The sequence below is a fragment of the Bradyrhizobium sp. Pha-3 genome (assembly GCF_042258325.1).
Lineage (GTDB): Bacteria > Pseudomonadota > Alphaproteobacteria > Rhizobiales > Xanthobacteraceae > Bradyrhizobium > Bradyrhizobium elkanii.
Genome location: NZ_CP170151.1, coordinates 4,617,152 through 4,631,253, shown reverse-complemented (window position 1 = coordinate 4,631,253; position 14,102 = coordinate 4,617,152). Strand labels below are relative to the sequence as shown.

At 64.7% G+C, this 14,102-nt stretch carries 14 protein-coding genes and 1 pseudogene; 4 read left to right on the top strand and 11 right to left on the bottom strand.

Features of this window, described 5'->3' with window-relative positions; translation table 11 throughout:
- Window positions 1-9: 9 nt before the first annotated feature.
- Together ACE10X_RS21600 and ACE10X_RS21595 are read right to left on the bottom strand one after the other, a co-directional pair.
- The gene (locus ACE10X_RS21600) at window positions 10-408 is read right to left on the bottom strand and encodes a DUF2306 domain-containing protein (RefSeq protein WP_375764557.1); all 399 of its coding nucleotides are present in this window, start codon (window positions 406-408) and stop codon (window positions 10-12) included.
- 258 nt (window positions 409-666) lie between these two features.
- Window positions 667-1,158 carry a single-stranded DNA-binding protein gene (locus ACE10X_RS21595; protein ID WP_038387117.1) on the bottom strand — a complete coding sequence of 164 codons (492 nt, stop codon included), beginning with the start codon at window positions 1,156-1,158 and terminating at the stop codon, window positions 667-669.
- A 448-nt stretch (window positions 1,159-1,606) separates the two neighbouring features.
- Here ACE10X_RS21595 and ACE10X_RS21590 point away from each other — a divergent pair, with 448 nt between their 5' ends.
- Window positions 1,607-2,353: an outer membrane protein gene (locus ACE10X_RS21590; RefSeq protein WP_038387116.1), complete on the top strand. Its 747-nt coding sequence runs from the start codon at window positions 1,607-1,609 to the stop codon at window positions 2,351-2,353.
- A gap of 71 nt (window positions 2,354-2,424) precedes the next feature.
- Here ACE10X_RS21590 and ACE10X_RS21585 read toward each other — a convergent pair whose 3' ends face one another.
- Entirely contained in the window at window positions 2,425-2,685 is a 261-nt protein-coding gene (locus ACE10X_RS21585; RefSeq protein ID WP_162136677.1) for a hypothetical protein, read from the bottom strand.
- Between ACE10X_RS21585 and ACE10X_RS21580 the strand changes: the two genes are divergently transcribed.
- On the top strand, window positions 2,612-3,271 hold the full coding sequence (locus tag ACE10X_RS21580) for an outer membrane protein (RefSeq protein ID WP_038387115.1): 660 nt from the start codon (window positions 2,612-2,614) through the stop codon (window positions 3,269-3,271). The genes ACE10X_RS21585 and ACE10X_RS21580 overlap by 74 nt on opposite strands.
- Before the next feature lie 350 nt (window positions 3,272-3,621).
- Window positions 3,622-6,609 (top strand): excinuclease ABC subunit UvrA, encoded by a 2,988-nt coding sequence (gene uvrA / locus ACE10X_RS21575; RefSeq protein WP_038387113.1) that lies wholly within the window; start codon window positions 3,622-3,624, stop codon window positions 6,607-6,609.
- Between the two features lie 269 nt (window positions 6,610-6,878).
- On the opposite strand, the gene ACE10X_RS21570 is transcribed toward uvrA, so the two are convergent.
- The 5 genes and pseudogenes from ACE10X_RS21570 to ACE10X_RS21550 form a co-directional block, all read right to left on the bottom strand.
- The gene (locus tag ACE10X_RS21570; RefSeq protein WP_038387112.1) at window positions 6,879-7,211 is read right to left on the bottom strand and encodes a PRC-barrel domain-containing protein; all 333 of its coding nucleotides are present in this window, start codon (window positions 7,209-7,211) and stop codon (window positions 6,879-6,881) included.
- A gap of 546 nt (window positions 7,212-7,757) precedes the next feature.
- Entirely contained in the window at window positions 7,758-8,696 is a 939-nt protein-coding gene (locus ACE10X_RS21565) for a cytochrome D1 domain-containing protein (RefSeq protein ID WP_304555499.1), read from the bottom strand.
- Window positions 8,697-8,698: 2 nt separating this feature from the next.
- Entirely contained in the window at window positions 8,699-9,238 is a 540-nt protein-coding gene (locus ACE10X_RS21560) for an SRPBCC family protein (protein WP_028340757.1), read from the bottom strand.
- Between the two features lie 156 nt (window positions 9,239-9,394).
- On the bottom strand, window positions 9,395-9,862 hold the full coding sequence (locus tag ACE10X_RS21555) for an AAA family ATPase (RefSeq protein ID WP_375764596.1): 468 nt from the start codon (window positions 9,860-9,862) through the stop codon (window positions 9,395-9,397).
- Window positions 9,863-9,940: 78 nt separating this feature from the next.
- A pseudogene (locus tag ACE10X_RS21550) lies at window positions 9,941-10,036 on the bottom strand (AAA family ATPase); the annotation flags it as partial.
- A 280-nt stretch (window positions 10,037-10,316) separates the two neighbouring features.
- Here ACE10X_RS21550 and ACE10X_RS21545 point away from each other — a divergent pair.
- Entirely contained in the window at window positions 10,317-10,640 is a 324-nt protein-coding gene (locus ACE10X_RS21545) for a hypothetical protein (RefSeq protein ID WP_038387110.1), read from the top strand.
- A 256-nt stretch (window positions 10,641-10,896) separates the two neighbouring features.
- On the opposite strand, the gene ACE10X_RS21540 is transcribed toward ACE10X_RS21545, so the two are convergent.
- From ACE10X_RS21540 to ACE10X_RS21530, 3 genes are all read right to left on the bottom strand, one after another.
- Window positions 10,897-11,772 (bottom strand): PCC domain-containing protein, encoded by an 876-nt coding sequence (locus tag ACE10X_RS21540; RefSeq protein WP_038387109.1) that lies wholly within the window; start codon window positions 11,770-11,772, stop codon window positions 10,897-10,899.
- A 4-nt stretch (window positions 11,773-11,776) separates the two neighbouring features.
- Window positions 11,777-13,417, bottom strand: coding sequence for an acyl-CoA synthetase (locus ACE10X_RS21535; RefSeq protein ID WP_051003183.1), 1,641 nt, complete (start codon window positions 13,415-13,417; stop codon window positions 11,777-11,779).
- Window positions 13,418-13,627: 210 nt separating this feature from the next.
- Window positions 13,628-14,029, bottom strand: coding sequence for an SPW repeat protein (locus tag ACE10X_RS21530; protein ID WP_038387107.1), 402 nt, complete (start codon window positions 14,027-14,029; stop codon window positions 13,628-13,630).
- Between the last annotated feature and the right edge of the window lie 73 nt (window positions 14,030-14,102).

Below are 14,102 nucleotides of genomic sequence, written 5' to 3'. Positions count from 1 at the left end.
CCTCTCCCGTCAATGACCGAAAACCACCGCGTGCATGATCCGCCCGGGCATGAAGGTGAACAGACCGGCGATGAGCAGTGCGCCGAAGAAGATGCCGATCATCGTGAACCTGTGGCGGCGGACATTGTGGCTCCGCGCCGCCGTTACGCCGAGCACCAGCATCGCCAGCGAGAAGATCGACAGCAGGTGGATCGGGCTCCAGGGACCAAGCAGCTGGATCTGATGGATCCAGAACGAGCTTCCGGCAACCACCAGCATCAGGATCACCCAGATCCAGCCCAGGGTCCGGTGCGGCAGCGTGCCCTTGGGGGCGGCGAGCTGGATGGAGCCGAGCACGAAGGCGGCCATCGCGGCAAAGGCGTGAAGCGGGATCGCAGGCGCTGCGTCGAGCAATGGCGCGAGGCTCATGATGGCGGCCCTTGAGTGAAGCTCGCGGCCAGACATCAAATGCCGCAGATCAATGTAAATAACATTTACATCGGCCTGTGTCAAAGTTCAGGGAACCCGCATCCCTGCACGTCGGATCGCCGCCATTCTAGCAGACGGTTACGGGGTTATCCTCATAGTCCACACGAAGAGATTGCCACTCCGGATCGCAACGACCGTTCCGGGAAATGATCTTCACGGAACGGCGCCTGACGGCATCGATGGAAGCGCGACCGCTCCTCAGAACGGGATGTCGTCGTCCATGTCGCTGTTGCGGCTGCCGCCGCCCGCAGCGACGGCGCGGCGCGGCGCCGAGCTGACCGGTCCGGCCGAGCCGAAATCGCTGCCGCCATCATCGGAGAAGCTGCCGCCTCCACCACCGCGCCCGTCGAGCATGGTGAGGTTGGAGTTGAAGCCCTGCAGCACGACCTCGGTCGAGTACTTCTCGACGCCGCTCTGGTCGGTCCATTTGCGGGTCTGCAGCTGACCCTCGATGTACACCTTCGCGCCCTTCTTCAGATACTGCTCGGCGACCTTGCAGAGGCCCTCGTTGAAGATCACGACGCGGTGCCACTCGGTCTTTTCCTTGCGCTCGCCGGTGCCCTTGTCGCGCCAGGTTTCCGAGGTGGCGATGGAAAGGTTTGCGATCGGACGGCCGTCCTGCGTCCGCCGGATTTCCGGATCCTTGCCGAGATTTCCCACCAGGATCACCTTGTTCACGCTTCCTGCCATCGCATCATCTCCACTCAAAAACCGGGCGTCCGGACATCGGCCGCCACTCTCAACCTTCGCCACTTACGTCGCAGGCGTCGTGGATGACCCTATACGCCGGTGCCGGCTCGCCGCCTTTGCCCTCGCGCCGGTTATCCACGACATTCGAGATATAGCATCGCATTCGGAATTGTTCCAGTTTTGTTCGCCACAACCAGTCGTAGAAGCGGCCCGTGCCGCCGGAGCGGCAGTCGATCTCGGCACCGGCCGACGCCTGGCAGCGAGATCTACAAAAACAACAAATAAATCAGCGCCTTGCCTTATCGTTACTTCTTCCGCGAGTGTTGCATTTGGGAGACGGCGTTTCCGGTTGAATCAGCGTATAGCTCCAACCATGGCGCGGGCGCTCGCGTCTGGGATCGTGCTTCGGGACCTTTTGGAAGCCGATCGGGGAGCTGGGGGACTGATAATGAAGAAGTTTTTGCTCGGTACGGTTGCTCTGATTGCGTTCGCTGCGCCTGCCGCCGCCGCCGACCTCGCTGCGCGCCCCTACACCAAGGCGCCGCCGCCCGTGATTGCCCCGATCTATGACTGGACCGGTTTCTACATCGGGGCCAACGGCGGCTGGGGCTCGAGCCACAATTGCTGGGACCAGCTCCCGGCCGGCATCTTCCTCGCCTCGGACGGTTGCCACGACGCAACGGGCGGCGTCGCCGGTGGCCAGATCGGCTATCGCTGGCAGGCCGGCGCCTGGGTGTTTGGCCTCGAAGCGCAGGGCGACTGGGCTGACCTGAAGGGCAGCAACGGCAGCGCGATCTTCCCGGGCCTGTTCACCAACCAGTCCAAGATCGACGCGTTCGGCCTGTTCACCGGCCAGATCGGTTACGCCGTCAACAACGTGCTGCTCTACGCCAAGGGCGGCGCGGCGTTGACCGACAACCGCTTCAACACCTACTTCACCCCGACCGGCGTGCTGGTCGGCAGCGCAAGCGACACCCGCTGGGGCGGCACCGTCGGCGCCGGCATCGAAGTTGGCTTCGCGCCGAACTGGACCGCAGGCATCGAATACGACCACTTGTTCATGCAGGACAAGACCTACAACCTGATCGCCCCCAACGGCACGCTGAACAGCACCATCCGTGATCGCCAGGACGTCGACCTCGTCACCGTCCGCGTCAACTACAAGTGGGGTGGCCCGGTCGTTGCGCGCTACTGAACGCGCGAATCCGATTGATCCAGACGAAAGGCCGGCCTCGCGCCGGCCTTTTTGTTTGTGCGCCGGCTTCTTCATTGTGTGTGCGCGTGCACCTCACCGCGGCCGTTTTCGGTGCATTGTGGTTTCGCGGATACACAACTTCCGGCATTTCTCTGTAGAAGCACCGGCACGTCACGCGACACTGCTGTGACGCTCTCTTCAAAAGTTTGAAGGGACAACAAGAAAATGGGCAAGAAAAACGGGACTCGGACTTTGAAAATCAGGAATGTTTTGCTGGCATCGGCCGGCTTGTTTGCACTGAGCGCTTTTGCACCTGCGATGGCCGCCGACATGGCGGCTCGCGCCCCCTACGTGAAGGCTCCGCCGCCGGCCGCGATCTACAACTGGACCGGCTTCTACGTCGGCGGCTTCGGCGGCTACGCCAGCGAGAACTCCGGCACCCCGAGCATGGAAGGCGGCTTCGGCGGCGGCACCATCGGCTACAACTGGCAGGCCGGCAACATCGTGTACGGCCTCGAGGTCGACGCTGCAGGCGCTGACATCGACGCGTCGGTCTCCGCCCTCGGCGTCACCGCCCGGAGCAAGATCGACTCGCTCGGCACCGTGCGCGGCCGCTTCGGCTTCGCCGTTGACAAGGTGCTATTCTACGGCACCGGCGGCTACGCCTGGGCCAACAACGAGGTCAGCGTCACCGCGCTCGGCGTGACCGCCTCGCAGAGCAACTTCCACTCCGGCTGGACCGTTGGCGCCGGCGTCGAGGCGTTCATCGCCCCGCAGTGGTCGATCAAGGGCGAATACCTGTATCGCAGCCTCGACAGCGAGAACTATTTCGGCGTGCCGTCCGGCACGCTCGAGCTGCACAGCGCCCAGTTCGGTGTGAACTATCACTTCGGCGGCCCGATCGTCGCCAAGTACTAAGATCGATCTGCGATCAGATCGCACGGAAAGGCCGGCCTCGCGCCGGCCTTTTTGCGTAAGAGCGTTTTCGAGCGAAGTGGATTCCGGTTCGCGTCAAGAAAACGCGTCAAAGCAGGAATCCGGAGCCCCCGTTCCGATTCCATCGGAACGGCAAAAGACTCTAGCGGAACCGGCGCTGCTGACGGCTGCTGCCATCAGGCAAACTATCCGGTGATGGACGCGACTCAGCACTGGAAATTGTCGACCGTTCTTCCTACGTTCCAGTCTTCACACCCCATCGGCGCAAGGTCCCGGCATCACCGGCGATGCGCGCCCAAAAGGCGCCCAAGCATGCGCCCGGAACTGTCGCTATGGATGAAGTGCTCAAGGCGAAGCGCCAACAGAACGCCGGCTCCTCATCGCGCGCCATCACGATCCGTGGCGCGCGCGAACACAATCTGAAGAACATCGACGTCGAGATTCCCCGCGACAAGCTCGTGGTGTTCACCGGCCTGTCCGGCTCCGGCAAGTCGTCGCTCGCGTTCGACACCATCTATGCCGAGGGCCAGCGCCGCTACGTCGAATCGCTGTCCGCCTATGCGCGCCAGTTCCTCGAGATGATGCAGAAGCCGGACGTCGACCAGATCGACGGCCTGTCGCCGGCGATCTCGATCGAGCAGAAGACCACGTCGAAGAACCCGCGCTCCACCGTCGGCACCGTCACCGAGATCTACGACTACATGCGCCTGCTGTGGGCGCGCGTCGGCGTGCCCTATTCGCCGGCCACCGGCCTGCCGATCGAGAGCCAGATCGTCTCGCAGATGGTCGATCGCGTGCTGGCGCTGCCGGAAGGCACCCGCCTCTATCTGCTGGCGCCGGTCGTGCGCGGCCGCAAGGGCGAGTACAAGAAGGAACTCGCCGAATATCTCAAGAAGGGCTTTCAGCGCGTCAAGATCGACGGCACCTTCTACGAACTGTCCGAGGCGCCCGCGCTCGACAAGAAATTCCCGCACGACATCGACGTCGTGGTCGACCGCATCGTGGTGCGTCCCGACCTCGCCCAGCGCCTCGCGGAAAGCTTTGAGACCGCGCTGAAGCTCGCCGAGGGCCTCGCCGTGATCGAATACGCCGACGCGCCGGCGGCGGCCGCCCAGGACGACAAGAAAGAGGACAAGAAGAAGACCGCGAAGATCCACGACAAGAGCGGGCCCGAGCGCATCCTGTTCTCGGAGAAATTCGCCTGTCCGGTCTCCGGCTTCACGATCCCCGAGATCGAGCCGCGCCTGTTCTCGTTCAACAACCCCTATGGCGCCTGCCCGGCCTGCGGCGGCCTCGGCGTCGAGCAGCATATCGACGAGGACCTGGTCATCCCCGACAAGGAGCTGACCTTGCGCAAGGGCGCGATCGCGCCCTGGGCGAAATCGTCCTCGCCCTATTACATCCAGACCCTGATCGCGCTCGGCAAGCACTACAAGTTCACGCTCGACACCAAGTGGAAGGACCTCACCAAGAAGGTCCAGAACGCGCTGCTGCACGGCTCGGGCGACGACGAGATCAAGTTCTCCTATGAGGACGGCGTCCGCTCCTACGACACCAAGAAGCCGTTCGAGGGCGTCATCACCAACATCAACCGCCGCTACCGCGAGACCGAAAGCGAGTGGGCGCGCGAGGAGCTCGGCAAGTATTTCTCCGACGTGCCCTGCGAAGGCTGCAACGGCCACCGGCTGAAGCCCGAGGCGCTGTGCGTCAAGATCGGCGGCAAGCACATCGGCGAGATCTCCGAGCTCTCGGTCAAGCGCGCCGGCGAATGGTTCGAGACGGTGCCGGAGGCGCTGAACGCACAGCAGAACGAGATCGCGACGCGGATCCTGAAAGAGATCCGCGAGCGCCTGACCTTCCTGCTCGACGTCGGCCTGAACTACCTGACGCTGTCGCGCTCCTCCGGCACGCTGTCCGGCGGCGAGAGCCAGCGCATCCGCCTCGCCTCGCAGATCGGCTCCGGCCTCACCGGCGTGCTCTACGTGCTGGACGAGCCGTCGATCGGCCTGCACCAGCGGGACAATGCCCGCCTGCTCGACACGCTGAAGCGGCTGCGCGACCTCGGCAACACCGTGGTCGTGGTCGAGCATGACGAGGACGCCATCCGCCTTGCCGATTACGTGCTTGATATCGGGCCCGGCGCCGGCATGCATGGCGGCCACATCGTCGCCGAAGGCACGCCTGACCAGATCATGCGCAACCCGAAATCGCTGACCGGCAAGTATCTGACCGGCGAGCTTTCGGTTCCGGTGCCCGACCGGCGGCCGCCGAACCACCGGCGCACCATCAAGGTCGTCAACGCCCGCGGCAATAACCTCAAGAACGTCTCCGCCGAGATTCCGCTCGGCCTGTTCACCTGCGTCACCGGCGTCTCCGGCGGCGGCAAGTCGACGCTGCTGATCGACACGCTGTACCGCGCCATCGCCCGCAAGCTGAACAACGCCAGCGAAGGCGCCGCGCCGCACGACCGCATCGAGGGCCTCGAGCACATCGACAAGATCATCGACATCGACCAGTCGCCGATCGGCCGCACGCCGCGCTCCAACCCCGCGACCTATACCGGCGCCTTCACGCCGATCCGCGAGTGGTTCGCCGGTCTGCCCGAAGCGAAGGCGCGCGGCTACGAGCCCGGGCGCTTCTCCTTCAACGTCAAGGGCGGCCGCTGCGAGGCCTGCCAGGGCGACGGCGTCATCAAGATCGAGATGCACTTCCTGCCGGACGTCTACGTCACCTGCGACACCTGCAAGGGCAAGCGCTACAACCGCGAGACGCTGGAGGTGCTGTTCAAGGGCAAGAGCATTGCCGACGTGCTCGACATGACCGTCGAGGAAGCCGCCGAGTTCTTCAAGGCGGTGCCGCGCGTGCGCGAAACCTTCCAGACCCTGCACCGCGTCGGCCTCGACTACATCCATGTTGGCCAGCAGGCGACGACGCTGTCGGGCGGCGAAGCCCAGCGCGTCAAGCTGGCGAAGGAGCTGTCAAAGCGCGCCACCGGCCGCACGCTCTACATCCTGGACGAGCCGACCACCGGCCTGCACTTTCATGACGTCGCAAAACTGCTCGAGGTGCTGCACGAGCTGGTCGCCCAGGGCAACACGGTCGTCGTGATCGAGCACAATCTCGAGGTCATCAAGACCGCCGACTGGGTGATCGACCTCGGCCCCGAAGGCGGCGACGGCGGCGGCGAGATCGTCGCCTGGGGCCCGCCGGAGGACATCGTCAAGGCACCGCGCAGCTACACCGGCAAGTTCCTGGCGCCGGTGCTGAAGAAGGCGAACAGCAAGCCGAGGAAGAGCTCAGCGAGCGAGGCGGCGGAGTAGCGGCATCGCTCGTCGGTGCGAGTTACCGCAACATGCAAGTAGGATGGGTAGAGCGAAGCGAAACCCATCAACTCACCCCGCGGCCCGAATGATGGGTATCGCTTCGCTCCGCCCATCCTACTGATTACTGCGGCATGTAGCGATCTGCCAGACGCAGGGAGCAAGTAGCCAGGATGAGCGAAGCGACATCCGGGGAGCTCTGGCAGTCGCCAACGTCGGCCCCGCATGTCGCTTCGCTCATGCGGGCTACAAAAACCACCTCGTCTGCACTACACCGCCCAGTAATTCGGGTGCGTATACGACCGCGAGCGGTCGCCCCAGTCGAATTCGTCGCCGTCGAACTCGCACGGCCCCGTCCGCAAATCCTCCAGCGTCACCTCGGCCTCGAAGGCCTGACGCACAGGATCAAATCGCAGTGCGGTCCATCTGACGGGATAGTGGTGGTGGGTACTCAGCACGCCGCCGGTCTTGATGATGGCGTAGGCCACCGTGCCGCTCACCTTGTCGAGCATCAGCCGCTCGATCGAACCGAGCTTTGCGCCGTCGCGGCCGAACACGCAGACGTGCTCGACCCGGTCGCTGGGCACCAAGGTATGATGCATGGCATCCTCCCTGTTTCCTGGTGTTTGCCGATAATATATGCCTGCCGCGCTGGTGAGCCAATGGGTCGCAGCTCGGCGACAGGTCGCAGGCGCGTTGGCCAGACTTCGTCATTCCGAGTCAACGGGTCCCGCGAACGTCCGCCGATGAAGGGCTCCTCGAAGCAATCCATCTGGCCGCAAACGCAGCTAGATGATAGCTTCGTCGCCTCAACGCAAAATTGCTTTGCAATTTTGTCACGAGCTCCTCGCAATGACGACGAAGGGAGCTCCTGGCAAAGAACGTTGATCGCGCGACGGCGAGCGCTTGCGCAATTTCGGAATAATAAAAATGTATCACTGATTTGGCCGACGCGTCAAGTCGCTGTTCTGAATGCCGGCGGCATCCTGCCACTTTGCATGGGGTTGTTTTCGATATTTTAGCACGCGTACCTTTGCTTCGTCGCTTCAGCTCAGAAATTGCTCTGCAATTTGTCGCGAGCTTCTCGCAATGACGACGCGGGAGTACCTGACACAGTAAAACTAACCCGCCCCCTGTTCACCTTCCGCCTACTCCGTCCTTCTCAGAAACGCCCCGAACGCCCTTGGGCCGTCGCCGACCTTGACCTCGCCAATCACCTTCAGCTCGGCGGCGTCGATCACGCTCAGCGTGTTGCTTTCCCAGTTCGCGACCAGGATGCGCTTGCCGTCGGCGGTCGCCTCGATGCCTTCGGGGTAATCGCCGACGGTGATCCGCTTCACGGGCTGCAACGTCGCGAGGTCGAACACGCTGACCTTACCGTCATACTGGTCGGTGACGAAACCGCGGCCCTGCGCCAGCGCAACCGCGTAGGGGCGCAGGCCGACATGCACGCGGCCGATCTCGCGGGCGGTCGCGATGTCGATCACCGAGACGTCGTTGGTGCCGACATTGGCGGTGTAGGCGCGCTTGCCATCGGCATCGATCGTGACGCCGAACGGCCGCGTCCCGACCTTCACGATCCCCCTCCGCTCGCGCGAGGCGGTGTCGATGATGGAGACGCTGTCATCGTCGCGATCCGCCGACAGCAGCAGCAGCCCATCCGGCGTCACCGCCAGCCCGGACGGCGAAGCCCCGACCGCGATACTCGCGGCGACACGCCGCTCTCTGGCGTCGATCACCCGCACCGCGGCGGCGTACCAGTCGGCGACATAGACCGTGGCGCCGTCGGGCGCGACCGCAATGCCGAGCGGCCCGCCGCCGACATCGACCCGGCCGACGACCTTTCGCGTCGACGCGTCGACCACCGTGACCGCCTTGGCATCCGGGCTCGTCACATAGGCGAAGCGGCCGTCATTGCTGACGGCAACGCCGGCGGGCTTGCCGCCGATCGCGATGGTCGCGACCGGCTTCGAGGTCGCGAGATCGACCACCGTGAGGTCGTCGCTGAGCTGGTTGGTGACGAACGCCTCCTCGGCATGCGCGGCGCCGAGGCTGGCAAGCAGCGCGACGAGCGCAATCGCGCGCACGCTCAGGTCCCGCTCTCGATCTTCTTCTTCAGCGCTTCGAGCCCGGCCTTGTAGAGCCCGCTCACCGCCTTCACCGCGGCCTCGTCGCTCAGCTCCGGCGGCGGATCATTGTTCGGAAAACCGCGGTAGAATGCGCCGGCCCATTCCAGCTTCGACTTGCCGTCCGGCGCCGGCGACACCGTCAGCGTCGAGGAATAATTGGTGACCGGCAGCACCTTTACGTCGACCGCCGTGATCCGGTACGAATAGCTCATCATCTCCGGTTCGTATTTATAGAGTTCCTCGTCGACGGTGGCGCCGGGTCCCAGCGTCAGCCGCCGCGTAGCGCCGATCTCGTTGCCTTTCTCGCCCTCGGTCTTGGTGACGCCGGCGAGCCAGCTCATGTCCTGGAAATTGCCGATCACCGCCCACACCTTGGCCTGCGGCGCGTCGATCTCGATCGATTCCCGCACCTTCTGGCGGGTCGGCCCGTGAGCCCACGCGGCCCCCAACACAGCCAATGCCGCCACCACGACGCAAGCTCGCGCGATCGTTCGCCTCATCCTTGTTCTCTCCCGATATGTGTCGGCCATCCGCCGCCTGGCGTATGCCGCAGTTTATGGTCAGGGTTCTAGACTAGATCGGGGACGGGCTTCTTGCACCAGAGCGAAGTCGCGGCCGGCGGCTTCCCCGGGAGGCAAGCCCGCCGGGCGGCGGTCTCACTCCTCGATCGCCGCCTCGACGAACCCTTTCGGATCGTCGCAGAACTCGCGCATGACCTTGTAATGATCGGTGTCCCTCAGGTTCACCGGCTCCAGCCCGTATTTCGTCAGCCGCAGCAGCGTCGCATTCGGATAGGCCATCAGCACCGGAGAATGCGTGGCCATGATCACCTGGCAATGGCCGGTGCCGTTCATCCGGTGCAGCAGCTTGAGGAATTCGATCTGGCGCGACGGCGACAGCGCGGATTCCGGCTCGTCGAAGATGAAGATGCCTTGCCGCTGGCAGCGCTCCTCGAAGAAGCGCAAAAAGCCTTCGCCATGCGAATGCGACAGGAAGTCAGCGTAGGGGCTGGCGACGGAGTCGAGATATCTGACCGAGAAGAAGCTCTCGGCGCGGAAGAACCAGCCATTGGTGATTTTCGGCAGCCAGCTCGCGCGGAGCGCGGTCGCAAGCGAGCCGCCCATTTCCTCGACCGCATTGCTGTGATCGACCGGCATGTAGCCCTTGCCGCCGCCGGCGTCATCATAACCGGCCATCACGGCGATCCCCTCGAGCAGCGTCGACTTGCCGGTGCCGTTCTCGCCGACAATGATGGTGATTGCCTTGTCGAAGCTCAGCTCGAAATCGTCGCGCAGCAGCGGCAGCACGAATGGATAAGCCTCGCGGTCCGGGATCCGCGCAGGCTCGAGCCAGACCCGCCGCAGGTATGGCGCGGGCATATTGATCGGGCGGTTTCGTCTGGCCATCGGTGCAACCTTTGGGGGCTCGCGCCTCGGAGCGCACAATCCCAGATCGATATGGACCCGTCAAGAACGTAACAAGAACAAAAAGCCCGGCCAGAAGCGTTATCGATGCATCATGCTAACTGATGCGCAAGCGCCCGCTGCCGCCACCACCCTTCAACCGAGACCCGCGCCGATGCCCAGCCGCAGCTATGACCTGTTCCGCAAGGCGATCCTCACCGAGCAGCAGGTCGTCTGCATTTATGACGGCCGGCCGCGCGAGCTCTGCCCGCACATCATCGGCCACAACAAGAGCGGTGAAGAGGTCGTGCTGGCCTGGCAGTTCGCCGGCGAGAGCTCGGGCAAGCTTCCGCAATGGCGCTGCCTGCGGCTCGCCAATGTCAACGATATCAGCCTGCGCAAGGGCCGTTGGCACGAGGGCGGATCGCACCGCACCGAGCAGACCTGCGTCAGCGAGATCGACCTCGACATCAACATCCATGTCCGCAAGCGGCGGTGAGCGGCTCCTGCGCCTTCTGGTCAAGAGAGGGCGGAGCGAAATGCAAAGCTCGGGCAAACATGTCGCGAGAATGCGGATGTGTGACGCGCAGGCGGCATGACACACTCCCTGTCGTCCCGGCGAAGGCCGGGACCCATAACCACGAATGACTATTGTTGCTCGACGCTTGAACGACGAGTCCGTCTCACAACAACTGCTGCGGAGTATGGGTCCCGGCCTTCGCCGGGACGACGCGGGGATGGGGTATGCCATGCCCCTACGGCTGCTCCGCCTCCGCCAGCACCTCCAGCGCCAGCTCCATCGTCATCAGCACCGGGTTGTCGCCGCGCACCAGGCGTCCCTCGGCGATGCCGCCGAGATAGTCGACCAGTGCGATGTCGAGCTCGGCATGCAGCCGGCCATCGGCGTCCGGTGTGATCTCGCCTGCGGTCACCGCGAGCTCGGTCGCGAACGGCACGACGCTGTGGCCTTCGGTGAAGACGGCGCCGATGGTCGAGCCGACGCCGCCATGCAGCCGCGCGCGCAGGATGCCGTGCTGGCGGCAGAAGCCTTCCAGCGCGCAGGCAAAATCCTGGTTCGGCCGCAGCCGCAGCGCGAAGGCATGGCTCGTGGTCTTCGCCCCGCGCGGCGCGCTGGCGACGGGACCGAACAGCTTGAAATTGGTCTCGCTGTCCGCTTCGGCCAGGAACGTCGCGCCGTCGATCCCGAACGCGTTGACCTCGAACGGCTCGGCGACAATGGTTTCATCCGGCAGCATGTGGCCGCCGCTGAAGCGGCCATCGGCCTCGGTCCACAGGCCGTGGCAATGAAAGAACGGCGCGCCGTCGCGTTCGCCGAAAGTCAGCGCCGCCAGCTTGAGTCGCGTCACGCCGTCGGGACGGAACGTGTCGCTGTAGAACGCGGCGTTGACGCCGTCCTTCGACAGCGCCGGCATCACATAGGCGAACGGCCCGAGCGCGCCGCATTTCGCACTGAGGACGCCGCCGGAAAAACCCTCCGCCGCAAAGCCGCGGCGCACGGCTTCGAGCAGCGGAATGCCGGCCTCGAGCACGAATGAAAAGGCGCGGCCGCGCGCGCTGACCCATTGGATGCGCTCTGGATGCGGAGCGCCAGGCTGGGCGATGCTGCGCATCGCCTCACGCGCCCGTCGATTTGGCGATCACCTCGAGCAGCCCGCGCGCCTCGAGCTCGTCGCGGATCAGTCGCTTCGGCACCTTGCCGTAGCCGGACTTCGGCAACGCCTCCCAGAAGAAGAAGCGTTTCGGCATCTTGTAGCGCGGCACTTTCGGCGCGAGATAGGCGGCAAGCTCCGCCTCCGCGACCGCCTCGGTGCCCTCGCGCGCGACGCAGACGGCGACGCCGACCTCGCCCCAGAAGGGATCGGGCACGCCGAGCACCGCGACCTCGCCGACCGCGGGATGCGTCAAGAGCTTCTCCTCGATCTCGCGCGGATAGATGTTGGAGCCGCCCGAGATGTACATGTCGGAGGCGCGGCCTGTGATGTAGACAAAGCCCTCCACGTCCATGTGGCCGAGGTCGCCGGTGCGGAACCAGCCGTCGCGGAACGCCTTCGCGTTGGCGTCGGGATTGTCGTAGTAGCCGGCGAACACGCCGGGACCGATCACGCAGATCTCGCCGGTCTCGTGCGGCTTCAGCTCGCGCCCGTCGTCGCCCTGGATCGAGACCTGCATCCCGGTGCGCTCGAAGCCGCAGGTGCCGATCCGCGCATGCGGGCCGTCCTCGGGATCGTGCAGGCCGGGCGGCAGCACCGTAATGTTGCCGGTGACCTCGCCGAGGCCGAAATACTGCACCAGCACGCCGCCGAGCTTGTTCAGCGCCGCCTTCTGGTCCTCGCGATACATCGGCGCGCCGGCATAGATGATGTAGCGCAGCGAGGAATGGTCGTGCTGGTCGGCGGCGGGATGTTCGACCATCATCTTCAGGATGGTCGGCACCGTGAACATGTTGCTGACGCGATGCCTGGCGATCAGCCGGAAGGCTTCGGCGATGTCGAACTTCTCCGACGGCAGCAGGATGGTCGGCACGCCGCGCGCAGTCTGCACCAATTGATGCACACCGGCACCATGCGACAGCGGCGCCACCACCAGCGAGGCGTCCTCTTCCGTCGTGCCGGGCATCAAGTCGGCGAGATGGTTGGTGATGACGAAGGCCATCTGGCCATGGGTCAAGACCGCGGCCTTGGAGCGGCCGGTGGTGCCGGAGGTGAAGAAGAACCAGCAGGGATCGTCGTAGTCGACGGCAACGTTCTCGACCACAGCGCTTGCGTGTTTGGCGATGACGTCACCAAGAGTCGCCTCGCCGAACGTGCCCTCCTCGCCGATCCGCCAGACGAATTCGAGCGCGGGATTGGCGGCCGCCTTGGCATGCTCGGGGAAGTCGGCGTGGCAGAGAAACGCCTTGGCGCCGGAGGCCGCCGCGAGATAGGCGACCTCGTCCGGCATCAGGCGGAAATTGGTCGGCACCCAGACCGCGCCGAGCCGGAAGGCCGCGAACATCGACCAGAACATCTCGTCGCAGTTCTTGGCATGCACCAGGATGCGGTCGCCCTTGACGATGCCACGCGCGGCCAATGCCGCGGCCAACGCCGAGACGTTCTGGTCGATGTGACGCCAGGACCAGGCCTTCTCGTTCCAGATGAAGCCGGGGCGATCGCCGTGGCGGCGGGCGTTCTGGGTCAGGATGTAGGCGAGGTTCATCACCCGGCGCGACACCCGCGCGATCCCGCCGCGCGGTGCGGCAGCAGCCGTCCCGCTCATTGCCGCCCCGCCGATACGCACAACAGACAGGGCAAGGTCAGGACGGTCATCGGGTATTTCCTCGGTCAGAACCGGGCGTCTTCAAGCGCCGCAAGGGGTCGGTACCACCCGGTTTATCGCCAAGCCGCCGCCTTCGGCAAGGCCCGCCGGACGCAGCGCGATGATACCGCGCGCCGGCGGCGGCCAGCCCGTTGTTTTCTGCCCAGGCCGCTACTGCGGGTGCTTGGCGAGTTCCTGCTCGCTCAGGTTCCAGTCCTGCCACAGCTGCAACGCGCCTATAAAGGCGACCACCGCGCCGAGCAGGATGTGCCAGATCTGCAGCCAGTGGTCCTCGGCGTAACCGAAGACCAGGGGCGATGCCATCAGCCAGAGGCCGAGCAGGATGCTGGCCACCTCCTCCCAGCGGTGCAGCGCGACATATTCGAGCTGGGCGATGCCGAGCACCAGCATGCCGACCATGAAGCTGTTGAGGACGAGGTGGCTGCGCTCGATATCGACGGCGCCGCTCACCTGCATCGGAAACCAGGGCGAGACCATGATCAGCACGCCGAGCAGCATGCCGAACCAGTCCTCCCAGGGACGGTGTGTGTTGAAGAAACGATTGTCAGACATGACGAACCTCCTCCGACAAGAGGCATACGTCGGCGGCCGGCTCCGCCACTCCGTACCAGACGACCATCCGGCC

Excerpts from the sequence above, each read along its gene's own strand:
- ACE10X_RS21535 (WP_051003183.1), bottom strand. The coding sequence starts at position 13,417 with ATGAGCGGGACGGCTGCTGCCGCACCGCGCGGCGGGATCGCGCGGGTG.
- ACE10X_RS21530 (WP_038387107.1), bottom strand. The coding sequence starts at position 14,029 with ATGTCTGACAATCGTTTCTTCAACACACACCGTCCCTGGGAGGACTGG.
- ACE10X_RS21585 (WP_162136677.1), bottom strand. The coding sequence starts at position 2,685 with ATGTCGGCGGCCATCGCAGGTGCAAAAGCGCTCAGTGCAAACAAGCCG.
- ACE10X_RS21555 (WP_375764596.1), bottom strand. The coding sequence starts at position 9,862 with ATGGGCGGCTCGCTTGCGACCGCGCTCCGCGCGAGCTGGCTGCCGAAA.
- ACE10X_RS21570 (WP_038387112.1), bottom strand. The coding sequence starts at position 7,211 with ATGCATCATACCTTGGTGCCCAGCGACCGGGTCGAGCACGTCTGCGTG.
- uvrA (WP_038387113.1), top strand. The coding sequence starts at position 3,622 with ATGGATGAAGTGCTCAAGGCGAAGCGCCAACAGAACGCCGGCTCCTCA.
- ACE10X_RS21595 (WP_038387117.1), bottom strand. The coding sequence starts at position 1,158 with ATGGCAGGAAGCGTGAACAAGGTGATCCTGGTGGGAAATCTCGGCAAG.
- ACE10X_RS21590 (WP_038387116.1), top strand. The coding sequence starts at position 1,607 with ATGAAGAAGTTTTTGCTCGGTACGGTTGCTCTGATTGCGTTCGCTGCG.
- ACE10X_RS21600 (WP_375764557.1), bottom strand. The coding sequence starts at position 408 with ATGAGCCTCGCGCCATTGCTCGACGCAGCGCCTGCGATCCCGCTTCAC.
- ACE10X_RS21540 (WP_038387109.1), bottom strand. The coding sequence starts at position 11,772 with ATGCGCAGCATCGCCCAGCCTGGCGCTCCGCATCCAGAGCGCATCCAA.
- ACE10X_RS21560 (WP_028340757.1), bottom strand. The coding sequence starts at position 9,238 with ATGAGGCGAACGATCGCGCGAGCTTGCGTCGTGGTGGCGGCATTGGCT.
- ACE10X_RS21545 (WP_038387110.1), top strand. The coding sequence starts at position 10,317 with ATGCCCAGCCGCAGCTATGACCTGTTCCGCAAGGCGATCCTCACCGAG.